The sequence below is a fragment of the Porticoccus sp. GXU_MW_L64 genome, from assembly GCF_052983295.1.
Genome location: NZ_JBRKJK010000005.1, coordinates 1 through 23,521 on the forward strand (window position 1 = coordinate 1; position 23,521 = coordinate 23,521).

The 23,521-nt window shown below is 51.6% G+C and carries 15 protein-coding genes; all 15 read left to right on the forward strand.

Annotation, left to right across the window (positions count from 1 at the left end; translation table 11 throughout):
- Positions 1-44 precede the first annotated feature (44 nt).
- The 15 genes from ACVBEJ_RS04360 to lpxL all read left to right on the forward strand — a co-directional run bounded on the left by ACVBEJ_RS04360 (position 45) and on the right by lpxL (position 23,519).
- Positions 45-6,737: a cadherin-like domain-containing protein gene (locus ACVBEJ_RS04360; protein WP_447128382.1), complete on the forward strand. Its 6,693-nt coding sequence runs from the start codon at positions 45-47 to the stop codon at positions 6,735-6,737.
- Positions 6,738-7,486: 749 nt separating this feature from the next.
- On the forward strand, positions 7,487-8,281 hold the full coding sequence (locus tag ACVBEJ_RS04365; RefSeq protein ID WP_447128383.1) for a type IV toxin-antitoxin system AbiEi family antitoxin domain-containing protein: 795 nt from the start codon (positions 7,487-7,489) through the stop codon (positions 8,279-8,281).
- A complete protein-coding gene (locus ACVBEJ_RS04370) occupies positions 8,278-9,747 on the forward strand; it encodes a nucleotidyl transferase AbiEii/AbiGii toxin family protein (protein WP_447128384.1) in 1,470 nt (489 codons plus the stop codon). The genes ACVBEJ_RS04365 and ACVBEJ_RS04370 overlap by 4 nt, the downstream gene beginning before the upstream one ends.
- A gap of 294 nt (positions 9,748-10,041) precedes the next feature.
- Positions 10,042-10,608 (forward strand): AraC family transcriptional regulator, encoded by a 567-nt coding sequence (locus tag ACVBEJ_RS04375; protein WP_447128385.1) that lies wholly within the window; start codon positions 10,042-10,044, stop codon positions 10,606-10,608.
- 7 nt (positions 10,609-10,615) lie between these two features.
- Positions 10,616-12,508: a hypothetical protein gene (locus ACVBEJ_RS04380; RefSeq protein ID WP_447128386.1), complete on the forward strand. Its 1,893-nt coding sequence runs from the start codon at positions 10,616-10,618 to the stop codon at positions 12,506-12,508.
- A complete protein-coding gene (locus tag ACVBEJ_RS04385) occupies positions 12,505-15,402 on the forward strand; it encodes a tetratricopeptide repeat protein (RefSeq protein ID WP_447128387.1) in 2,898 nt (965 codons plus the stop codon). The genes ACVBEJ_RS04380 and ACVBEJ_RS04385 overlap by 4 nt, the downstream gene beginning before the upstream one ends.
- Positions 15,389-16,111 carry a tetratricopeptide repeat protein gene (locus tag ACVBEJ_RS04390; protein WP_447128388.1) on the forward strand — a complete coding sequence of 241 codons (723 nt, stop codon included), beginning with the start codon at positions 15,389-15,391 and terminating at the stop codon, positions 16,109-16,111. Before ACVBEJ_RS04385 ends, ACVBEJ_RS04390 begins: the two co-directional genes overlap by 14 nt.
- Entirely contained in the window at positions 16,108-16,473 is a 366-nt protein-coding gene (locus ACVBEJ_RS04395) for a hypothetical protein (RefSeq protein WP_447128389.1), read from the forward strand. Before ACVBEJ_RS04390 ends, ACVBEJ_RS04395 begins: the two co-directional genes overlap by 4 nt.
- A gap of 308 nt (positions 16,474-16,781) precedes the next feature.
- Positions 16,782-17,489 (forward strand): MotA/TolQ/ExbB proton channel family protein, encoded by a 708-nt coding sequence (locus tag ACVBEJ_RS04400; RefSeq protein ID WP_447128390.1) that lies wholly within the window; start codon positions 16,782-16,784, stop codon positions 17,487-17,489.
- 57 nt (positions 17,490-17,546) lie between these two features.
- Complete coding sequence (locus ACVBEJ_RS04405; protein ID WP_447128391.1) at positions 17,547-18,122, forward strand: biopolymer transporter ExbD; 576 nt, start codon at positions 17,547-17,549, stop codon at positions 18,120-18,122.
- The gene (locus tag ACVBEJ_RS04410) at positions 18,119-18,694 is read left to right on the forward strand and encodes an ExbD/TolR family protein (RefSeq protein ID WP_447128392.1); all 576 of its coding nucleotides are present in this window, start codon (positions 18,119-18,121) and stop codon (positions 18,692-18,694) included. The genes ACVBEJ_RS04405 and ACVBEJ_RS04410 overlap by 4 nt, the downstream gene beginning before the upstream one ends.
- A gap of 1 nt (position 18,695) precedes the next feature.
- Positions 18,696-19,652 (forward strand): TonB family protein, encoded by a 957-nt coding sequence (locus ACVBEJ_RS04415; protein ID WP_447128393.1) that lies wholly within the window; start codon positions 18,696-18,698, stop codon positions 19,650-19,652.
- Positions 19,653-19,818: 166 nt separating this feature from the next.
- A complete protein-coding gene (locus ACVBEJ_RS04420; protein WP_447128394.1) occupies positions 19,819-21,309 on the forward strand; it encodes an adenylate/guanylate cyclase domain-containing protein in 1,491 nt (496 codons plus the stop codon).
- Complete coding sequence (locus ACVBEJ_RS04425) at positions 21,309-22,337, forward strand: hypothetical protein (RefSeq protein ID WP_447128395.1); 1,029 nt, start codon at positions 21,309-21,311, stop codon at positions 22,335-22,337. Before ACVBEJ_RS04420 ends, ACVBEJ_RS04425 begins: the two co-directional genes overlap by 1 nt.
- A 258-nt stretch (positions 22,338-22,595) precedes the next feature.
- Positions 22,596-23,519, forward strand: coding sequence for an LpxL/LpxP family Kdo(2)-lipid IV(A) lauroyl/palmitoleoyl acyltransferase (gene lpxL, locus ACVBEJ_RS04430; RefSeq protein ID WP_447128396.1), 924 nt, complete (start codon positions 22,596-22,598; stop codon positions 23,517-23,519).
- Positions 23,520-23,521: the final 2 nt, after the last annotated feature.

Consider the following 23,521-nt stretch of genomic DNA (forward strand, 5'->3'; position numbering starts at 1 on the left):
TTCGCTTGTCAGCACCAGGCGTACTGCGCGCTCACGCACTTCGGGTGAGTATCCAGGTCGTTTGTTCATTGGCTAATCCTCTCAAGAAAATTAGCCTCCAATCAACCCGGGGCGATTCACTCCACGGAAAAATTAATTTTGGATACGGGAATGCTGGCAGCGATAAAATAATCGGCGGCTCGGGAATCGATTATATCTGGGGAGATTATGTTGTTGAAGAAACCTATGATCTTATAAACCATGGAAACTCTGAAACCTATATATCTGAGTCAGAATCAGAAGGTGATGAAAACTATATTGATGGTGGAGATAACAACGATGTTCTATCGGGAGGTATGTTTACAGATACAATTCTAGGTGGGCGCGGTGATGATTTTATTGGTGGATATGCTGGCAACGACACTATAGTTGCAGGAAAAGGCGATGATGTAATTTATGGAGATTCTTCGTTCAAGCCTCTTATTGAATTGACTAATACAGATGATAGCGATCCAGATAATGATGGTGCCAGTATTACTGGCGAAATTGCATGGAATAATGACGGCGAGGAAGGCGTTGAATTTAATGACTTTATTGATGCCGGTGAAGGCGATGATGAAGCCAGCGGTGGCATTGGGAATGATGTCATCCATGGTGGTGCAGGCAATGATGTTTTATTTGGGGATCGCTCTAAAGAACTAAGTGATGAAAATTTCCTGGATGCCAGCTTACACGGAAATGACACAATATATGGTGGTTCTGGTGAAGATTTCATTGCAGGCAATAGTGGCGATGATTTTATCGATGGTGGTACAGAAGACGATATCCTGTGGGGTGATGATCATTTACTGCCTGAAAGTGAACATGGCAATGACACTATATATGGTGGCTCCGGTGAGGACTCTATTACAGGTGGGGCAGGCAATGATCGCCTCTATGGAGGGGAGGATAATGACCAAATTTTTGGCGACGCTGGTGATGATGTTCTTTATGGCGGCGAAGGTGATGACCAGCTTCAGTCCGGCAAAGACAATGACCAAATATTTGGTGGAGATGGTGTTGACCAGATATACACAGAAGAAGGAGATGATCATGCTTGGGGGGGAGAAGGAAACGATCAGTTAATCGGTGGGGAAGGTGATGATTACCTAGCAGGCGGTGCGGGTGATGACGTTATTGATGGCGAAGGAGATAATGACACACTCATAGGTGGCTCAGGAGATGACAGCCTTTATGGCTCAGATGGCGAAGATAAGCTAACTGGTGGCAGTGGAAACGATTATTTGGCTGGAGGTGCAGGAAAGGATACATATTTCTTCTCATCTGGTGACGGCGGTGCCACGATAGATGATACAAGCAGTGCATCCACCCTGGTATTTTCCGGTGGCTTGGCTGCGAGTGACCTTCGTATTTATCAAACTGACACATTAACAACAATTTACTACGGTGCCGGGCTTTCCGACTATGTAGTAATGTCGAATGCTTCGTTTAACTATATTACCAATGTGCAATTCGGCGACACTAATGTGTCACGGAAAGATCTGTTAGCAGCATCACCGGTTAACTCCGATGCTATTCAAACTGACTTGAGGTTGTCCACCCCAGGCGTTTCCCCTGATTCCTTTTTAGTTGCTTCTCAAGACGGTAATTTAATCATTCGGTCAAAAGGTGGGATTGATGGGCTCGATTCAAACACATTCTTAGGTCAGGGCGTTGCTTCTTATCTCGATTTGGATGGCAGCTATGGTGATGTTTATTTCACCGATGATGAAGGCAACATAGTCTCCCCTGATCAAGCTACAACGGTTCAGGTTTCAGGATATGCAGGTCAGTCTACTGATGGGCAACTTAAAACCATTACTTCATTTAATGGCGGTGTTTCATGGTCGTTTACCCCACCTACGGATTTTCGGAGGCAGTCAGATGGACTGCCGGGCGAAATCAGAGGAACCCAATTTGATGACACTATTTTCGGTACAGACCAATTTGACCAGATATTCGGTGGGGGCGGCGATGATTATCTGGTCGCTGTTGGCGAGCGAGATAACTTGCGTGGTGAAGCTGGGAATGACACCTTACAAGCGGCAGGGCTAAAAGGGTCAAGATACAGTAGTGCTGCCTATGGTGGAGATGGAAATGACAGGTTAATCACTGGAGCTGGAAGAAACAATCTATATGGCGGTGATGGTAATGATATATTTGAGATCGGTGTTAGCTATGCGCCTGAGATTGATGTTGAGTTCTATCATGATGTGGCTGGTGGATTGGGTGATGACACTTTTATTGTTAATGCTCAATCAAATTTGAGGATAGGTGAACACGAGTCCAATCTTTCAGGACATGATGTCATTGTATTTGATGAGGGCGTTAGCTCGGAAGATTTGTATTTCTGGGCTTCGGATAACAGGCCATATTTAAACATCTCTTGGGCCGACTCAAACATAGTGATTCATAATTCCAAAGGGCTCGAAAATTCCACGGATACAGAATTTGTCATTGATGAGCTGCGGTTTTCTGACGGCTCATCAGTTCAAATGTCAACAATTCTAGCTGAAATGGAAGCTAATCAAGCTCCCACCTTACATGTAGAAGAGCAAGATCTAGATGTCTCAGTGGGAACCTTGTTCGAAGAGGATTTTTTCCCAAACAGTACGGCGGGCTACACAGTATCAGTCGGTGATACCTTTAGCATTTTGTTGTCAGATGACCTTTTTCAGGATGTCGACACTTCCGATGACATTAGATATGTTTCGTTAAATGTCGTTGGTTATAACCCCTTTACGAATCTAATACTGGATGATGCAGGTGAAGAGGAAGAGGGCGGCCGCGGCGGTCTAGGTGAGGGGCCAGGTGAAGAGAGCGAAGGATCTTCCGGCCCGGAAATCAATCGTTCCCCGGATGGCTATTACTACCCTTCAGGAAATACTGTAGATTTTGATGACTGGGTAACCATTAATCGTGAGACAGGCGAGCTTGTTTTTGATGCCGCACTAGGAGATGCAGTAGGTCTTTATAGAGTGTCGGTAACTGGTGTTGATAAGCGAGGCGGTAAAGTAAGAGCTTTTTTTGACTTTAATGTTGTTGGAGAAACTCCAAACGAAGACCCGAGAATTGCTCCAGAAAACATCGTAGTAAATGTGGGCGAAGAATTCACTGGGGCGTCTCCTTTCGGAGAAATACGTTTTGTGGATACGACTGGGGGTACTTCTAAATATATCCAAAATCCTCCAAGCTGGATTAATGTGACCTACCAATATGGCGAAGCAAGTTATAGAGGCACTCCATCAATTGAAGACGTAGACGATGAATTCACCTTAGAGTATTCAATAGGGAATTCAGATGGTACTTACCAAATTGACCATTCCGTTAGGGTAATCGTAAACGCGCCCCCTGAAGCCATTGCAGACACATTAGGTGGAGTTGAAGACACTCAAGTTATTATTCCAATTGCTAGTATTCTGGGAAATGACATTGATGCTGACCAGGACTCCTTGACTGTAAAAAGTGTGTTCGGTGCTATCAACGGAAGTGTTTCATTAAATACAGTTGATAATACAATCATCTTCACGCCAGAAGCGGGTTTTAACGGAGACGCCACGTTTGAATACACTGTGACAGATGGGTATGTGGAGGACGCAGGCTCAGTTACTGTTACTGTAGCAGCTGAAGATGATGCACCAGAAGGTGAAACAGAAGAGGTTCTTGCTGTCACGGGTAGTACGGTTTCACTAAGTGTGCATGAGTTAGTGTCTAATGATTTGGATCAAGATGGGGATAGCTTGACCATAACTTCAGTTGGAAACGCTGTAAATGGTGTTGTCCAACTGATGCAAAACAATGAGGTGATTGATTTTACTCCAGATGAAGGTTTTGCTGGAGATGCATCATTTGACTACACAGTCACTGATGGCTCATTAACAGACACTGTTACTGTAAGTGTAACTGTTGATAGTTCTGCAAATGCAGTAGATGATTCTATTGAAACACTAGTAAATGAGAATCTCTTAATCAAGATTGATGATTTATTAGCTAATGACCATGATAGTCATGGTAATGATTTGTCGATTGTTAGTGTTTCAAACTCTGAGAATGGAAGCGTTCGACTGCTTGACGAAGAATATATTCTTTTTTCCCCTAATTCAGACTACAGCGGCCCAGCTTCCTTCGAATATGAATTAACCAATGGAAGTGTTTTTGATACAGGGACTGTAAGTATATCTGTAAATGATTCAACTACCCTGAATGAAATTTCTGGCACAAACTCAAATAACTCCTTAACCGGTACGGAAGGTAGCGATCGCATAGAGGGACTCGCAGGTCACGATAATATCGATGGTGCCGGTGGGAATGACACCATCACCGGCGGGACAGGTAACGATACCCTCCGAGGTGGTGATGGTGATGATACCTTCCATGTAGAAGGCACTGATCAAGGTTCCGACCGCTTTATCGGTGGAGAAGGTGCAGACACTGTTCAAGGTGGTAGCGGTGATGATGACATTACTCTCTCAGCTCTCTTGGCCATTGACAGTGTGGAAGCCATCAATGGCGGAACTGGCACTAACCGAGTTTTAGGTACCAGCTCCAACAACACTCTGGATTTCTCCAACACTACGCTCACTGATATCGATTCCATCGAGGGTGGCGCAGGCCACGATAACATCACTGGATCTGCTGGAGATGACACCATCATCGGCGGTACCGGTAACGATACCCTACGTGGCGGCGATGGCGATGATACCTTCCATGTGGAAGGCACTGATCAAGGTTCCGACCGCTTTATCGGTGGAGAAGGAACAGACACCGTTCAAGGTGGCAGTGGCGACGATGACATTACTGTCTCTGCTCTCTTGGCCAGCGACAGTGTGGAAGCCATCAAAGGTGGTGCTGGTACTAACCGTATTTTGGGCACCAGTTCCAACAACACTCTGGATTTCTCCAACACTACGCTCACTGATATCGATTCCATCGAGGGTGGCGCAGGCCACGATAACATCACTGGATCTGCTGGAGATGACACCATCATCGGCGGTACCGGTAACGATACCCTACGTGGCGGCGATGGCGATGATACCTTCCATGTGGAAGGCACTGATCAAGGTTCCGACCGCTTTATCGGTGGAGAAGGAACAGACACCGTTCAAGGTGGCAGTGGCGACGATGACATTACTGTCTCTGCTCTCTTGGCCAGCGACAGTGTGGAAGCCATCAAAGGTGGTGCTGGTACTAACCGTATTTTGGGCACCAGTTCCAACAACACCCTGGATTTCTCCAACACTACGCTCACTGATATCGATTCCATCGAGGGTGGCGCAGGCCACGATAACATCACTGGATCTGCTGGAGATGACACCATCATCGGCGGTACCGGCAACGATACCCTTCGTGGTGGCGACGGCGATGACACATTCTTGGTTGAAGGCACTGATCAAGGCGCTGACCGCTTTATCGGTGGAGAAGGTGCAGACACTGTTCAAGGAGGTAGCGGTGACGATGACATTACTGTCTCAGCTCTCTTGGCCAGCGACAGTGTGGAAGCTATCAACGGTAGTGCAGGTACTAACCGAGTTTTGGGCACCAGCTCCAACAACACCCTAGATTTCTCCAACACCACGCTCACCGATATAGCTTCCATCGAAGGTGGCGCAGGACACGACAACATCACTGGCTCTGCGGGTGATGACACCATCATCGGTGGCATTGGTAATGACACCCTTCGTGGTGGTGATGGCGACGACATCTTCCATGTAGAAGGCACTGATCAAGGCGCTGATCGCTTTATCGGAGGAGATGGAACTGACACTGTTCAAGGTAGTAGAGGTGATGATGACTTCACTGTGTCTGCACTCTTGGTCAGTGATAGTGTTGAAACCATCAATGGCGGAACTGGCACTAACCGAGTTTTAGGAACCAGCTCAAACAACACCCTGGACTTCTCCAGCACCACACTGACCAATATCAACTCCATTGAAGGTGGCGCCGGCCACGATAACATCACTGGATCTGCTGGAGATGACACCATCTTTGGTGGTTCGGGTAACGATACCTTGCGTGGCGGGGCTGGTGACGACACCTTCATCGTGGAAGGTACTGATCAAGGTTCTGATCGTTTTATCGGTGGTGATGGTACCGATACTATTGAGGGTGGTAGCGGCGACGATGACATTACAGTCTCAGCGCTCCTGTCCAGTGATGGTGTGGAAGCCATCAATGGCGGAGCTGGCACTAACCGAGTTTTAGGTACCAGCTCCAACAACACCCTGGATTTCTCCAACACTACGCTCACTGATATCGATTCCATCGAGGGTGGCGCAGGCCACGACAACATTACGGGCTCTACTGGAGATGACACCATCATCGGTGGGGCAGGGAATGATACTCTGAGAGGAGGAGCAGGTGCTGATACTTTCATCTTTGGAGTGGGGGATGGCAATGACACCATCGTTAGCGAAGGAGATGGAGATGTACTTGAATTCACCTCAGGAATCACCAATGACGATTTATGGTTAACTAAAGAGGGCAACCATCTGGTCATCGATCTGATAGGTAGCAACGAAAGCGTTAGAGTCAATAACTGGTTCCTTGATCAAGATAATCAGCTGGATGAAATACAAGCTGATGGAGAAACCTTAAGTCGCGATGACGTTGAGCAGCTGGTTAATGCTATGGCTGCATTCGATGTGCCTGATGGTGTTGGAGCTGTTGTGCCTGATGATGTTAAGCAACAGTTGGAACCGACACTGACTGCTGTTTGGTGATAATGTAGACCTTCCTATTGAAATACAATAGGCGTGGTAGTATTAACAGTACCGCGCCTTTGTTTTTATCAATTGGATCTATGCCATAGGGGTGATGGATAGCTCAATATAGTCGTGCCGGGTTATTGCCGGACTGAGTTATGCGTTGTTGTGCTTTATAGTGAAATTTGCAACGGGCGAAACCACCATAAGTTCAATAAAAACAATAATTTAAGATTTGTTTGGCGGGCTTTTAACCAATTGGTCATAGGTTCGAATCCTATACGACCCACCATACGCAAAAAGGCTACCCAAACGGGTGGCCTTTTTGCGTATGGTGGGTCGTATAGGTACAGCAGAACCTACCCAGGTTCGACAAATCGGCAGGATAGCCGATTTGGGCGCCTAAGGCGGGCGAAGCCCGAACGCCATGGATGGCGTGAGTCAATCCTGTACAATCGACCTGGCAATATTTTCCACGTTTCCAAGGGAGCCCCGGCAGCGCGCAATCGTCGTCCAAATGTGTGCTTGAGGTCGTGGACACGAACTGCAAATCCAGCTGCCTTCTGGCCCGTTTCCAGCCGTTATTGTTGAGCCTCAATGCCGTTATATAGAGGCTCCAGTGTTAAATGACCAATGAAGACAATAAACTATACTGAAAGTCACTAAATTCGCTTTTAGGTGGATATATTTGCATTATTTTATAGTGTTATATAAAAAATCATGATATTTTCAATAATCATGAACAATATGTATTTATATATAGTTAAATGATTGAGCAGGTTTCAACAAGACAGCAGCGGCTGTCTATCCTATTGCGCGCCACATCTGGCTCTATTCGGGTCGATGATGCCATGCGTGCGCTTAATCTTGATCGCTCACACGCAGCGAAGCTGTTGGCTGGCTGGCATAAGCAAGGTGTCATCAGGCGCGTTGCAAGAGGACTATATGTGCCTATTCAGCCAAGTGCTTTGGGGCAAACTCAGGTGCTGGATAATCCGTGGGTATTGGTGTCAGAGCTTTATGAGCCGGGTTATGTGGGAGGCTGGAGCGCCTTGGAGCATTGGGAGCTGACGGAACAGTTATTCCGATCTGTGTGTGTTCTGACCAATAAGCGAATGGCCTATGGTGATCGGATGCATCAGGGCGTCAATTTTTTTGTTAAGCGTATTGCTGAAAACCGTTTGTTTGGTACAAAGACGGTTTGGGTTGAAAGTAAGAAAGTGCTTATCTCAGACCCTTACAAAACAATCCTGGATATTATTGATGATCCCTACCTGGGGGCGGGCTTACAGCATACTTTGGACTGTATGATGGAGTTCAAAAAATCCTATTCTGGTTCTGAAGATTTAAAACGACTCCTCGAATACGCGATTCAGATTGGCAGTGGTGCTTTATTTAAAAAGCTTGGCTTCCTGGCTGAAAGACTGAATTTTGATTCCTCATTTGTCACAGAATGCTCAAAACGCATAACAACCGGTTACGCGCAGCTCGAAAAAACAGGGAAAGACAGGAAGTTGGTAACACGATGGCGCTTGTGGGTGCCAAGGGGATATGAGCAGTGATAACCAAAGACGAAATACTGAGTGTAGCCGATGAAATCGGCCTTACCCCACCTGTTGTTGAAAAAGATTATGTGTTGGGCTGGCTGTTGGCGGCAGTGGATGCTAATGCAGAGCTGTCGGATGCATGGGTGTTCAAGGGCGGCACCTGCCTGAAAAAATGCTACTTCGAAACCTACCGGTTTTCAGAGGATCTGGACTTCACGCTCAAAGATGAGGTGCAACTCGACGAGACCTTTCTGAAAACCCAGTTTGCTTCTATTTCCGAGTGGCTTTACGACGAGGCCGGTATCGAAATTCCTGTCGATAGACTGATCTTTGATGTGCATCCAAACCCCAGAGGTCGTAATTCTTGCGAGGGGCGAGTTTACTATCAAAGCTACTTTGCCAGTGGCAAGCGCAGTATCCCCAAGATCAAGTTTGATTTGACGGCTGACGAGGTGCTGGTTTTACCGCCGTCGAAACAAAAGGTTTTTCACACTTATAGTGATGTGCCGCCAGGGGGAATTCATATTGATTGCTACTCTTATCCCGAAGTCTTTGGCGAGAAAGTCAGAGCACTTGGTGAGCGTGGGAGGCCAAGGGATTTGTATGACGTGATCAACCTGTTCCGGAATGATCATCTGCCCCCTGCGGCAGTGGTTCAAGAGGTGTTGTCTCAGAAATGCGTTTATAAAGGCATCGAAATGCCGGTCTTGCATGATATGGACGGTTATAAAGAGGTACTGTATCGAAACTGGGAACCAATGCTGGCCCATCAGTTACCGGCACTGCCCTCGCTTGAAGCGTATTGGGAAGCATTGCCGGAGTTTTTCGATTGGCTGGAAGGACGAGCCACCGTTGAGAAAACACCGCTTGGCTCTGTATCCAGTAGCGGTGAGGTATTCAGGCCGCTATACGGGCAGCTCGGATTGAAAGCGCTTAACGGCAATTCGTTAGAAATTATCCGCTTTGCTGCCGGTAACCGGTTATGTATTGATCTGGATTACACAGATAAAAGTGGAGTTAGAAAGAACCGTGTTATCGAGCCATATTCCTTGAGGCAGGCCAAAAATGGCAACATTCTTCTCTTTGGCGTTCGGGTTGAGGATGGTGGTATCCGGGCCTATAAGATTGACCAGATAAATAATGCGTCCATCACTAATCAGGTCTTTGTACCGCGTTATCAGGTAGAGCTTAGTCCTTCTGGAGGCACAGCGTTATCCGCGCAATCTTTGGGAGCGCTTGATAGTCTGGATATCCCGCATCGTTCGTCTGGACGCAGGCAGGCAAGGCCTGCAAGAAGGGTAGAATCGGTGCGAAGAACGGCTGGTTTTTCTCAAGGTGGGCCGATATACGTCTACCTCTGCCCTGTATGTAATAAGACGTTTAAGCGCAAGAAGCAAAATCCCAAGCTGAATGCCCACAAGACAAAAGAGGGGTGGCTGTGTTCCGGGCGGGTTGGAATCTTTAAAGGTATAAAAATATAGTATCTTGATTTTTTGCCTATAGTGCGAGCAAGAAATGTGGGTAGTTTTCTATAACCTTTGCATTCTGTACTAACTTTGAAGTCACTGGTTCATATTTATACAGTTCTCCAACTTGTGCGTCACAGCACAAAGTTTCCCCAATATCCCCGCTAGACTGCCCCCACAGCTTGGAAAACCGCCCCGTAGCAGGGTTTTTGAGACGCAGTTCTCGTTGCTGGCCCTGTTGCGACCCGGCCTCGGTTTTCCGAAAAATAATAACTAATGTGAATAACCCCTGGGCCACCGAGCGTTGATATGACCAAAATACACAATACAGTGATTGCCTTATTGTTGGCGGGGCTTTACTTGCCTGCGCTTGCGCAAGAGCCCCTTTCCGAAGCCAGTGCCGAAACCAGTAACGAAACCAGTGCAGAGGCACCTGCCTCTGAGCCGGAAACTGTTGCCGATCTGACCCAAAGCGTTCAGGAATTGAACCGGGATTTGCTGATTCTTGAAGAGGAGCTGTTGTTCCCCACCCATACTCAGGTGGCAGTGTTTGTGTCTATGGATGTGGGTCACTACTTCCGGCTGGATTCTGTCAAGCTGAAAATCGACGATGACATGGTGGCCAGTTACCTGTACACAGATCAGCAAGCTGAGGCACTTTATCAGGGCGGAGTGCAGCGCCTTTATCTCGGTAATATCAAATCCGGTGACCATGAAATCAGTGCCTTCTTTACCGGTGAAGGGCCCAATGGCCGAGCTTACAAGCGCGGTGCCACAATGACTCTGAACAAGGGCACAGAAGCGAAGCAACTGGAGCTGAAAATTACCGATTCCAGCGCCAAACAGCAGCCGGAATTTGAAATTCGCGAGTGGTAACCCAGCCATGTCTCGCCTGAGCCACTGCAACCCGCCGACTTTGCGCAAACACGTTTCCGGAGTGATCACGGCAGTTTTGCTGATGGTTGCCCAAAGTGTTACCGCAAAAACCGAAAAACCGTCTACCGTGCAAGATCTGCGCTATGGCACTGCCCTTTACCATTACTTCCAGCAGGATTATCAGGCCGCGTTAACCGAGTTGCTGATCGCCGAACAACGGGGCGGTATTCAGAATCACGGCGATGCCGGTGAATTGATGCGCGGTGGCCTCAACCTGGCGTTGGATATGGAGCCCCAGGCCACCGAGGTTTTCGAACGTTTAATCAGTAGCGATACCCCACAAGCAGTGCGCAACGCCGCCTGGTTCTACCTGGGCAAATTGCGTTATCAGCAGGGAGACTGGCAGGGTGCCAGTCAAAGCTTGCAGCGAGTGGCGGGAAATTTGCCCAAGGCCATGACGGATGAGTTGCAGTCCCTCACCATCAACCTGGCCATCAAACAACAGGACTACATCAATGCTGAACAGCTGTTTGGTCAGCAGACCGAACTGACTCCTTGGCTCCCTTACATCTACTACAACCTGGGCACAGCCCATGTGCGCGAGGGCAACCGCGAGCTGGGTGTCGGTTATCTGGATGCGCTGGCTGATTTGGAACTGGACAGCGAAGAACATCGCTCCCTGCGGGACAAAGCTCTGGCTGCTTCCGGCTACAGCATGATGCTGGCGGAAAATTATCAGGGGGCCATGGACCGCTTTATTCAGGTGCGCCTGCACAGTCCTCTGATTCAGCGGGCACTGCTGGGATACGGTTGGGCGGCCATGGAACTGGAGCAATACCCCCTGGCTCTGTCTGCCTGGCAAAAGCTGGGAGAGCACTCCAACTTTGACGCCAGCGTCCAGGAAGCATTGCTGGCCGTCCCCCACGTTTACGAAAAACTGCAAGCGCCGGGCCAGGCTTTGGAAGCCTATCTGGATGCGGAAAACAGTTACACCGATCAACTGGTGGAAGTGGAGCAGATTGCCGATAGCCTCACCAGTGAACAGCTGCTGGCGGCTTTGGAACTGGTAGACAGTGACGCTCAACAATCCCTGGACTTGCGGCGTCTGGCGGACTTCCTCAGCTTGCAGCCCCTGCAAAATCGCGCCGTGGATGTGCACCGGCTACTGGACATGCAGGGCCGGCTTGAACAGTGGCAGAGCAAGCTGGATATTTTCCAACACCTGCTGGATCAACGTCGCCAGGCTCGCGGCGACAAACTGCGATTGATTGAACAACGCGAGTTTCCTGCACAGCTGGAACAGATGATGGTGCAGGGCGATCAACGCGCCGCTGAACTGCAGCGCATTATCGACAACAACGACACCATGGCCCTGATGGATGGCGACATTGCCGATTTGTGGCAGCGGGTAGTGCGTTCACAGCAACACCTGGAAACTCTGGTAGCGGCAGGCGAGCTGTCTGCTCAGGAGCAAGCAGACTATCGTGACATCCTGCGCCGCAGCCGTGGCCTGCTGAAGTGGCGTGCCATGGAGCAGTTCCCGGACAACCTGTGGCAGCGCAAAAAAGCGTTGGGGCAGTTTCAAAATGAGCTGTTGGCAGCAGTGGAAAACTTCCGCCACCTGCGGGATGTGATTGAACAGGCACCAGACATTGCCCCCTATCAGGCGCGACTGGATGCTTTGCTGCAACGCTTGCAGGGGCGACAGGGCGCGGTTGCCGCTGCTCTCAATCAGGCGGAAGGTGAATTCCGTGTGGCAGTGCTGGACGAATTGCAGCGTCAGCGCCAACGCCTGCGTTACTACCAATCCCAGGCTCGCCTGGCACTGGCACGGCTTTATGACAGCGGCAACCAGAATGCGCAACAGGGCCCTCAGGAAAGCGATGAGGTGGCGCCATGAAGCGACTCTTGCCCCTGTATTCGCTGTTGATCCTTCTCGGTGGTTGCAGCTGGATGGGCTTTGGCGACAAAAAAGCACCGCCACCGCCCACACTGGCAGAGTTGCAACCGGCTGAACTGCCCGCAGTGGATGTGGAATTGCCCCAGCCGACACTGGAAGATATTGTCGGTCACTACAAATCCGCCCTGGAAGTTGCCGAAGAACCGGAAACCCGCCGCAAAATCGAACGCCGACTGGCGGGCCTGGAAATGCTGCAGAGCGAACAGCGCCAGGTGGATGGCGCAGATGTCGGCCCCTATTACCAGGGTGCGGTAGAGCTGTATCAGGGCTTGCTGAAAAATCACCCGGATCATCAGGGCAACGACCGGCTGCTCTACCAACTGGCAAAAGCCTACGAGCTGGATGGAAAAATTGACCGGGCCATGACCGAGCTGAATCGTCTGGTGAAGGAATATCCGCAGTCGTCATTTTACGGCGAAGCGCAATTCCGCCGGGCGGAGTTGCTGTTCAGCCAGGGCAATTATCGAGACGCTGCACAGGCTTACCAGGCGGTGATCAATCATCAGCAGGGCAGCGGCAGCGCCTTTTACCGCAACGCCCTGTACATGCACGGTTGGTCGCAGTTCAAGCGCAACCGCTACCGGGACTCACTGGATTCCTTTGCCAAAGTGCTGGATGGCCTGATTCCCAATGAGGGCGACCTGGAAAACCTGCCCCGTTCAAAGCGGGACATCGCCGACGACAGCCTGCGGGTGATGAGCCTGGTGTTTTCCTACCTGGAGGGCGCCAAAACCATTGCCGAAGTGACGGCGGAACAGGGCGAGCGCCACTACCAGTATTTGCACTATCAACGCCTGGGTGATCTGTATCTGGACAAGGAGCGCTACCAGGACAGCGCCGACACTTTCCTGGCCTTCGTGAAAGCCTATCCCGGACACGACAAGGCACCGCTGTTCAATGTGAAAACCATTGAGGTATACGGCAAGGGCAATTTCCCCCTGCTGGTACTGGATGCCAAGCGCAACTTCGTCAGTAACTACGGCATTGCCAGCGACTTCTGGCAGCGCAAGGGCGAGGCGGTGCGTGACACCCTGCGGCCTCACCTGCACAGCTACCTCACCGAGCTGGCCAAATATCAGCACGCCGAAGCCCAGGCACAGCAACGTGGCCTGAATGACACTTCCCTTAAAAGTAAGAAAGCCAAAACCGGCACCAAGCCGACAGTTGCCCAAGTGCAACAATCCTTTTTGGCGGCGGCGAACTATTACAGAGAATTTATCGCCACCTTCCCGGCCGACAAAGCCACGCCGGGAATGGTGTTCCTGATGGCGGAAAGTCTGTACGAAGGTGGCAATCTGCCCGCTGCCATCACCGCTTATGAGCAAGTGGCTTATGAGTATCTCGGTAAAGACAGATACCTCAGTAAAGACCAGGGCGCCGAGGCCGGTTACTCGGCAATTCTTGCCTATGACAAATACCTGGCGAGCACCTCACTTGACCCGGAGCAGGATCAGCGGTGGCAGTACCGCAAAATCGACAGCGCCCAGCGCTTTGCCAGCCACTATGCCAGTGACAAGCGCGCGGTGCCGGTGTTGACCAAATCCGCAGAACAATTACTGGCGTTGAAAGACTACCCCCGCGCCATCGACGCCGCACAAAAAGTCACCGACTGGCAGCCTGCACCCCAGGTTGATTTGGCGCGCACCGCCTGGCTGGTGCAGGGTCACAGCCAGTTTGAATTGCAGCAGTTTGAGCCCGCGGAACAAGCCTATCGCGGCGCGCTGGCGCTGATGGTTGGCAAGTCGCAGCAACAGGCGCGCCAGCAGACCACCGAACGCCTGGCAGCCACGGTGTTCAAACGCGGCGAACAATTGCTGGCGGCAGACGATAAGGCCGGGGCGGTAGAGCAGCTGTTGCGTATTCAGGCTCTGTCTCCCGGTTCGGAAATTGCCATTAAAGGGCAGTACGATGCGGCGGCCTACCTGATGGATTTGGCCCAGTGGCAACAGGCGGAAAATGTGCTGGTGGCGTTCCGCCGCAATCACGGCAAACACAAGCTGGCGGCCACCATTCCGGCCAAGCTGACCGTGGTGTATCAGGAACAGGAGAAGTGGCAACCGGCGGCAGAGTCCCTGCTGGCCATGGCTAACGGCAGCGATGACCCGGAAGTGAAAAGGGAATCTCAATACCTGGCAGCAGAAATGTACGAAAAAGCGAAAAACTGGCAAAAGGCCATTGAGCATTTTCGCGACTACGCCCACAGCTACCCGGAGCCGTTTGCTGTGGTGACGGAGGCCCGTTACAAAATGAGCGAGCTGTATGTCACCACCAAAGAACCGCAAAAGCGCCGTTATTGGCTGCGCAAATTGATTGATGGCCACAAGCAGGTGGGCCACAAGGCGAAGGAGGGCGGCGAGCGCTCCAAATACCTGGCGGCACTGTCTGCCAACGTATTGGCGGACGATCAATACCAGGTATTCAAAACCATCGCTTTAAAGCTGCCACTGAAAAAAAGCCTGAAGAAAAAACGCGCCGCCATGGAAAAAACCATTGCTGCCTATCAAGGCGTGCTCGATTACGGCGTGCAGGAATTTACCACTCAGGCCAGTTTTCAGTTGGGTTCCGTGTACGCTCAGTTAAGCCGCGATCTGATGAATTCCCAGCGCCCCAAGCTCAACGAGTTGGAGCTGGAACAGTACGAACTGCTGCTGGAAGAACAGGCCTATCCGTTTGAGGAAACCGCCATTGATATTCACCAACGCAACGCCCAGCGCAGCTGGCAGGGCATTTACGATCAATGGGTAAAACAGAGCTTTGCAGCTCTTGCGCAACTGATGCCAGGGCGCTACCAAAAGCCGGAAAAAACTGCGGAGATAAGTCGTGATATTCAGTAGACAGGCGACAGGCGACAGTCAACAGAGCGTCATCGCAAGCACAGCGCGGCGTTCCGGTGTTTTGGGGTTGGCCTTTTTGCTGGCCAGTTGCGGCTCGCTGCCAGTGGTTGTTGAAAAGCCCCAGAATGTGTCTGATCCGGTGGCAGAGAATGCGCAACAAGCCGCAGAGGTCCGGTTGCCAAACCCCTATCTGCAAAAGCGTCAATCTGTACCCGCTGCCGCTCAAAAGCGCTTTAACAAAGCATTGGAGTTGATGGATGCCAGGCAGTGGAAACAGGCGGAAGAACCGTTGCTGCAAATTACCATCGACTACCCAAAACTGTCCGGTGCTTATCTCAACCTGGGAATTTGCTACCGCCAGCTAGGGGAACACAAACTGGCGCAAGACTACTTTGCTGAAAGTATTCGTGCCAACGCCAACAATCTGGAAGCCTACAACTGGCTGGCGCTGGTAAAGCGGGAAAATGGTGAATTTGCCGAGGCCAAAACGCTTTATGAACGAGCCCTGACCCTGTGGCCCGACCACGCTAAAAGTCACTACAACCTGGGTGTGCTTAACGAACTCTATTTGGGCGACCTGCAAAGTGCCAGCCATCACTTTGGCCAATACCAAAAGTTGCTGCCGGAACCGGACAAAAGAGTGGCGGGCTGGATAAAGGATTTACAACGGCGTATTAATGCGTTGGCAGAAAACAAGGTGACGCCATGAAAAATTCTTTCCGTACCGTCATTGCGAGGAGCGTAGCGATAACGGCTGCAGGGCTGCTGATGGCTTCTTTGCCTGTCTCATCCCAGGCTGCAGAATCCCTCCCCGATAACAAAAAAACCAAAAAACCAGTGCGCGGCGACTCCGCTATTGTCACTTTGCAATCCACCATTACCGGTAACCGGGAGCAGCCTAAGGTGCTTTACATCGTGCCCTGGCAAGCGCCAGACGGCCCGGAAGCTCTGCGGCAGGGTTTTCAAAGTGACCTGGATGAATTGTTCCGGCCGGTGGAGCGCAATGAATTTTTGCGCCAGTTGAAGCATCGCGGTGTGCCATTGACGACTGCGCCACAAAAAGACAAATAGTCACCGCCACTACCTTGAAAACTGTTAGGCAGTTCACGGTTATTTGCCTTCTGAATAGGCATTGTTGGCACTGCATGAACCGGTAAAACCGATAATAAATACCGGCGAATAAAAAGGGCGCTTCTAAAAATAGCGATATTTTTGTGAGAGCAAGGCGGCGGCGCACGCAGACCCGCAGTGTATAAGGCATACATGAGGACTCGAGTACGACGCCAACGCCGCTATCGCGGAAATAGTGCATTTTTAGAAGTGCCCAAGAATTAAAAATCTATTTTTACAGCCTACGGTCAAACACAAAGGGTGAACCTATGGAATTCCTCAATACGATGCTGCGCTTCTTTCAGCAGGGCGGCCACTTTATGTACCCCATTGCCATTGCTCTGGTGTTTGGCCTGGCCATTGTTGTAGAGCGCTGGTTGTTTTTAACCCGCACCACGGTTGCCAACCGACGCGCCTTTGAGCGCATGTTGCCCATGTTGCGCAAAAAAGATTTTCTCGGCGCCCAGCAACAGGTTGCCAATAACAAAGTGCCCATTTGTCGTATTGTCGCTTCTGGTATTTCCCGCATGTCGCAATCACCCCGTCGCAACGAAATTGAAGCGGCCATGGAGGAGGGCATGATGGAAACCCTGCCGCGACTGGAAAAACGCACTCAGTATCTGGCTACACTGGCAAACATCGCCACGCTGTTGGGCCTTCTGGGTACCATTATCGGTTTGATTGCCGCCTTTACTGCGGTAGCCAATGCAGACCCCACCGAGAAAGCCACACTGCTGTCGCAGAGTATTTCTGTGGCCATGAACACCACCGCCTTTGGTTTGATGGCGGCCATTCCCCTGTTGCTGGCGCACTCCATGCTGCAAACCAAAACCACCGAGATTATCGACAGCCTGGATATGGCTACCGTGAAGTGCCTCAACCTGCTGTCTGGTGAAAGCAAGGCCCAGACTCGCACTCGCAGTAACGATCCGGCACCGAAAGGTGGCAGTGGCAATCCGGCTCCGGCACCCGCTTGATTTATGCCAACAGCGATTGAATTTTTCACTGTTTATTAACGTCGAGGGGATTTACTGATGCAGCGAGGCCGACGCCACAGCCGCCGGGGTTTTCAGGAAGCGGAACTGGACATCACGTCCTTTATGAACCTGATGATTATTCTGGTTCCGGTTCTGCTGATGAGCATGGTGTTCTCCCACATCACTGTGCTTGACCTGAAGTTGCCGGATTTGAATCAGGCCGGTTCCAACAGCGATGAGAAAAAGCAGTTGGAACTGGTAATCCGCGATACGTATATCGACGTAAATTACCCTCAGGGAATCACTCTTAAGCGCATCGAAAATACCGAAGAAGGTCACGACTTCCAGCTGCTTTCCAGCGTATTGCAGGAAGTCAAACGCCAGCTGCGCGACAAGGAAATTGAAAAGCGCGACATTCTGATTCTTTCCGAGCCGGACACCAGTTATCAAGCCATTGTCAGCACCATGGATACCTCTCGTTCGTTTACCACCGTGGTGGCGGCGTCTGCAGTGCAGGCAGAGTTGTTCCCGGAAATTTCGTTGGGAGATGCACCACTTCTTGCGGATAAAAAGTTGCCCGGTAATGGCAAAACCATAGCGGCTGTCAATGCACAAAAAGGAGCGGTGCAATGAAACAGTCCATGCGCGCCAAACGCTTGTCGCGACACCACAAGCGGATGAATAAAACCTCCAAGCTCAACCTGGTGTCGTTGATGGATATTTTTACCATTCTGGTGTTCTTCCTGCTGGTGAATTCCTCCGATGTGGAAGTGCTGCAGAACAATAAAGACATCAAATTGCCCGAATCCGTTGCCGAACAGAAGCCGGAACTGAACTTGGTGGTGATGGTTAACAACGAAGACCTGATGGTGTCCGGCAGGCCACTGGCCAAAGTGACGGACATTTACAGTGACACCTCCGATGAAGACGACCAGATTGCGGTATTGCGGGACGAATTGAAATATCAGATAGAACGCCGCCCTCAACTCACCGAGCTGGAGAAAAAACGCGGCCGCGCCGTCACTATTATGGGGGACCAAACGGTGCCCTATAAATTGCTCAAGCGGGTCATGGTCACCTGTGCCGCCAACGAGTATCGCCATATTTCCCTGGCGGTGAGCCAGGTGCCGATAGAGTCTCTGGAGCAGCCTCTTGAGCAACCGGATGCAGGCACAGAACAAACCGATTCTGTGGCGGTGCGCTGATATGACTGCGGCCATGAGTGTTCATTCCCATTCCCCCAACCTGCAACTGGCCTGGTCCGGCTGCTTTGATATCGATTACGATTTTCGGCGCATCCTGCGGATTTTTCTGATCGCTTTTGTGGTCATTGCCATCGCGGTTCCCTTTATTCCGGTGCCGGAAATCCCCCGCGCCGAGCAGGAAATTTTGCCGCCGCAACTGGCGCAGGTGGTGTTGGAAGAACAAAAATTGCCGGAACCGAAAAAAGAGCCGCCGAAACCAAAGCCAAAACCCAAGCCCAAAAAGCCGGAAGTTCAAAAAAAGCCGGAACCCAAACCAAAACCCAAGCCAAAGCCCGAGCCGGTTAATCGTTTGGAAGACGCCCGCAAGGTGGCCTCGCAAAGTGGCATCCTGCAATTCCAGGACGACCTGGCGGCATTGCGGGACAACCTGGATATGGCGCAGCTCAACCAGAACAACCTCAGCCGGGGTGTATCCGCGGCCACTGAAGTGAAGCGTTCGGTGATCAACTCCGGCGCGGCGGGCACCAGTGGTGGTATCAATACTGCCAACCTGAGCACCGACGTGGGGGGCACCGCCCTGTCCGGTCGCGAAACCACCAAAGTGCACAGCACCGCTCAACAGGGAGTGGCCAACGGCAAGCGCGCGGCGCGCAACAGCCGTGGGGTGGCCGGTCGCAGTGACCAGGAAATTCGCCGGGTGATGGACCAGAACAAGGGCGCCATCTTTGCCATTTACAATCGCGCCCTGCGCAAAGCGCCGGAGCTGGAAGGCAAGGTCACCGTCAAACTGGTGATTGAACCCAACGGTAAAATATCCAGTGCCACCCTTGTCAGTAGTGAGCTCAACGACAAAAGCCTGGAGCGCAAACTGCTGGCGCGCATTCGCTTGATTGCCTTTAAAGCCGCATCGGTGGCCCGCACCACCCTGAACTACTCGTTCGACTTCCTGCCGCAGTAGTTCCCTGTATTTGTGTCATCCTGAGCACAGCGAATAATCTCTATGTGATTCCGACGACGAGATCTATCGCTGCGCTCAAGATGACATTGCGTATGGTTGAAGATCAACGTTGCAGTATCATCCCCGCTATACTTACCGATACCCACCCTCCCGGAACCACCGTTATATGGACATTTCCTCCTCCAAGGAAAAAACTGATACCCCGGCCAAGAAAAAGCGCTGGCGATTGCCCATTGCTTTTAAGCTGGGTGTCAGTATCAGTTTGCTGTTGGTGCTGGGCATGGCGGCTCTGGCCTGGGGGATGCTTGCCTATCAGCAGCGCGCCAACTATCAGCAGGCGGAAGAATTTGGCGATGTCATTGCCGGGCAGCTGGCCGCCAGTGTCACCGAACCGCTGTTTGCCGGGGGGCAGCTGGAGCTGGATGTACTGCTCAACAATGTCACTCTCAACAAACGCATTATGGGAGCGGCGATTTTTGACCACGAATATCACTTGCTGGCCAGCTCCGGAGTGTTGCCGCGCCCCAACCTGATTGACTTTGATAGCCCCGGTCAACGCCTGAGATTGGCGGACTTTGACGAGAATGCCGCTTTCCCCACCATGATTTTCAAACGCGCCCTGCTGCGCGTCAGCCCGGTGGTGTACCGGGAAGCCACCGGGGGTTATGTGGTAGTGGCGCTGCCGGAAGCCTCCACTGAGGCAGCGTACAAACAGGCGGTGCAGGCGGTTATTGTGATTGCGATTTTGCTGTGTTGCACCATCATTCCGCTGGCACTGATCATGGGCAAGCGCATGTCGCGGCCCATTCAACGCCTGGTGGAAGCCACCGAAGCCATTGGCAGCGGTGGCGTGTACAGCATTGCCGACCGCCGCAGTGATGAAATTGGTGAGCTGATCGAAGCCATTAACAATATGGGCAGTCACCTGTTGCACAAATCAGAAGTGGAAAGCCGCCTGGAGCTGTTGCTGTCGAAAGGTGTGGCCCGCAAGGTGATCAAAAACCTGGATACCGTCAGTATTGGTGGTGAGCACGTCAATGCCACCGTGCTGTTTGCGGATATTGTCGGCTTTACCAGCATCTCTGAAAAATTGACTCCCCAGCAGGTGAGTGAATTCCTCAACGAATTTTTCAGTTACCTCAACCGCTGCTGCCGCTTCTTTTTTGGCTCTATCGACAAATACATCGGCGACTGCATTATGGTGCTTTTCGGTGCTCACGAGCCCGACGAAAACCAACAGTACAACGCCCTTGCCTGTGCGGTGGTGATGCAGCGTTTTCTTGCCGGGCTCAACAAACAGCGCCAGCGCCAGGGCAAATTCCCGGTGAATTTACGTATTGGTATTAACAGCGGCGACATGGTGGCTGGCATGATCGGCTCGCCAGAACGCATGGAATACACCGTGGTTGGTGATGCGGTGAATCTGGCATCGCGGCTCTGTGCGGAGGCGGATGGTGGCCAGATTGTGATTGAAGAATCTCTTTACCAGTCCATTAACGAACAGCATCGTCTGGATGTGGAGGAGAAAAAAATAATCAACGTGCGTGGCAAAAGCGAGCCGGTTCACATTTATAATGTTCAGGGTATTCACTTCAAACGGCGTCAATTTGTGGAAGATTTGCTGGACGATATGATTAATCATGGGGCCAAATTGTAATGCGCTTACTCACAGTCCTGTTTGCCAGCCTGCTGCTGTGCTCTTGCAGCAGCACGTTATTGTTGAATGAGGCGGATATTCCCGCTCGCCTGGAGCAGCTGATTGCCGACCAGCAATTTCGTCGCACTCTCGCCATTATCGACAACATCAAACCTCAGTCCCCGCTTTATCAGCAGCTGCAACAGTTGCGTCAGGACGTGGTGGTGAATATGGAGAGCTACGACAGCGATGTGGTTGCCCGGGCAGCCACGATGCAAAAAAACAACCAATGGCAGCAGGCTAAAAATGCATTCGAGGACGCGCTGCCCCGGCTGCCCAAAGACAGCCGCAGCCATGCGGCTTATCAGACGTTTTTGGAAAAACGCAGGGCCTATATAACCAGTCAGGAGCTAAAGCTGAATTTGCTGCTGGGAGAGCGCATGGTGGAGGAGGGCGAATATCGTCACAACATCCAACAGGCCGACCCCGCATCCTGGTCCGCAAGCTGGGCCTGGAAGCGCTACCAGAGTCGCCGCGATGATGTGGCGGAATACCTGGCCAGTCAGGGCTTGACCGCACTGGATAACAACGACTACGGCAACGCCAAAAAATACCTCAAGCTCGCCCAGCAACTGAAGCCGGACAATAATGTCCGGTCCGCGTTAAACACCATCAACGATGAACTGGATAAGCGCTGGAGCAAATACCTGCACAAACGTGAACAGGAATACAACGGCATGGTGGCCCAGTACCGCAAGGCCGTAGACAGCAAGGCCTTTCCGTTGGCGCAGCAATTATTGGCAAAATTGCAGCAGCTCAACCCCAAAGACAATGGCAACAAGCAACGACAGCAGCAGTTGGATGCCGCCATTGATGCCGAGATTACCAGCGCTATCGCCCGTGGCGAAGCCGCCTACTCAGATGGCGATGTCAAACAGGCGCTGCGTATCTGGCGCACCGCCAGCGACCTGGCGCCGCAACACGCGGAGCTGTTGCAACACATCAGCCGGGCGGAGAAATTTCTGGAGAATTATGAGTCTTTGAAGTGAGGTGTTGCTTCAGTTGCTCACTTTGTTTCAAATGGTCGCACGTTGCACGTTGCACGTTGCACGCTAAAGACTTACTCCCTGCTTTTGTCATTCTGAGCGCAGCGAAGAATCTCGTGCAAAAATCGAGGTATAAGATCCTTCGCTGCGCTCAGGATGACGGCGGAGCAAAGAATGGTGTTTAGCGTGCGACGTCAGACGTGCGACGTGCGGCCACTAAAAATTACGCTACAATAGCGCCTTTTCAACTGCCGCCTATCCATGGAAGCCCGCCCGCATTTTACCTTCGCACTGCTTCACCCCCGCTACTGGCTTACCTGGCTGTGGTTGACCTTGTGGCGTCTGCTGGTTTTGCTTTTGCCGTTTCGGGTTCAGCTTTTTCTGGGGCGGGGTTTGGGGTGGTTGTTGGCCAGGGCGGTACCTCGGCGGCGCAAAATAGCGGCTCGCAATCTGGAAATCTGCTTCCCCGAGTTGAATGGACAACAAAGAGCCGAGTTGTTGCGCAGGCACTTTCACAGTGTTGGTATTGCCACTTTTGAAACCGGCATTGCCTGGTGGTGGCCCAACTGGAGATTTCAGCGCCTGCTGCGCTTTACCGGCCTGGAGCATTTCGACCAGTTGGAGGGCCGCGGTGTACTGCTGATGGCGCTGCACTTTACCAATCTGGAAATCGGCGCTTCCGCCATGTCTACCCAGGTGTGCATGGATGGCATGTACCGCCCCAACAATAACCCTGTGTTCGACTATGTGCAGCGCCGTGGCCGAGAGCGCCGGGTGGCCGGTGGCCGGGTTTACCCTCGGCGGGATGTGCGCGGTGTTCTCAAAGCATTAAAAGACGGGCGCATTCTGTGGTACGCGCCGGATCAGGATTACGGCCCCCAGCAGAGTATTTTTGCACCGCTGTTTGGCCAGCAGGCCGCCACGGTGATGGCCACCGGCAGGCTGGCGGGCAAAAGTGGCGCTGCGGTTATGCCGTTTACCCATTATCGTCGTACCGATGGCAAGGGCTACGATATTCATATTTACCCGCCGCTGGATGGTTTTCCCACAGGGGATGATCTGGCGGATGCCAGCCATATCAACAGCCTGGTGGAGCAGTATGTTCGCCAGCACCCGGAGCAATATCTGTGGGTTCACCGGCGCTTTAAAACCCGTCCGGAGGGAGAATCTCCATTGTATTTCTAGCG

Excerpts from the sequence above, each read along its gene's own strand:
- ACVBEJ_RS04365 (WP_447128383.1), top strand. The coding sequence starts at position 7,487 with ATGATTGAGCAGGTTTCAACAAGACAGCAGCGGCTGTCTATCCTATTG.
- ACVBEJ_RS04375 (WP_447128385.1), top strand. The coding sequence starts at position 10,042 with ATGACCAAAATACACAATACAGTGATTGCCTTATTGTTGGCGGGGCTT.
- ACVBEJ_RS04380 (WP_447128386.1), top strand. The coding sequence starts at position 10,616 with ATGTCTCGCCTGAGCCACTGCAACCCGCCGACTTTGCGCAAACACGTT.
- ACVBEJ_RS04385 (WP_447128387.1), top strand. The coding sequence starts at position 12,505 with ATGAAGCGACTCTTGCCCCTGTATTCGCTGTTGATCCTTCTCGGTGGT.
- ACVBEJ_RS04395 (WP_447128389.1), top strand. The coding sequence starts at position 16,108 with ATGAAAAATTCTTTCCGTACCGTCATTGCGAGGAGCGTAGCGATAACG.
- ACVBEJ_RS04400 (WP_447128390.1), top strand. The coding sequence starts at position 16,782 with ATGGAATTCCTCAATACGATGCTGCGCTTCTTTCAGCAGGGCGGCCAC.
- ACVBEJ_RS04405 (WP_447128391.1), top strand. The coding sequence starts at position 17,547 with ATGCAGCGAGGCCGACGCCACAGCCGCCGGGGTTTTCAGGAAGCGGAA.
- ACVBEJ_RS04410 (WP_447128392.1), top strand. The coding sequence starts at position 18,119 with ATGAAACAGTCCATGCGCGCCAAACGCTTGTCGCGACACCACAAGCGG.
- ACVBEJ_RS04415 (WP_447128393.1), top strand. The coding sequence starts at position 18,696 with ATGACTGCGGCCATGAGTGTTCATTCCCATTCCCCCAACCTGCAACTG.
- ACVBEJ_RS04420 (WP_447128394.1), top strand. The coding sequence starts at position 19,819 with ATGGACATTTCCTCCTCCAAGGAAAAAACTGATACCCCGGCCAAGAAA.
- ACVBEJ_RS04425 (WP_447128395.1), top strand. The coding sequence starts at position 21,309 with ATGCGCTTACTCACAGTCCTGTTTGCCAGCCTGCTGCTGTGCTCTTGC.
- lpxL (WP_447128396.1), top strand. The coding sequence starts at position 22,596 with ATGGAAGCCCGCCCGCATTTTACCTTCGCACTGCTTCACCCCCGCTAC.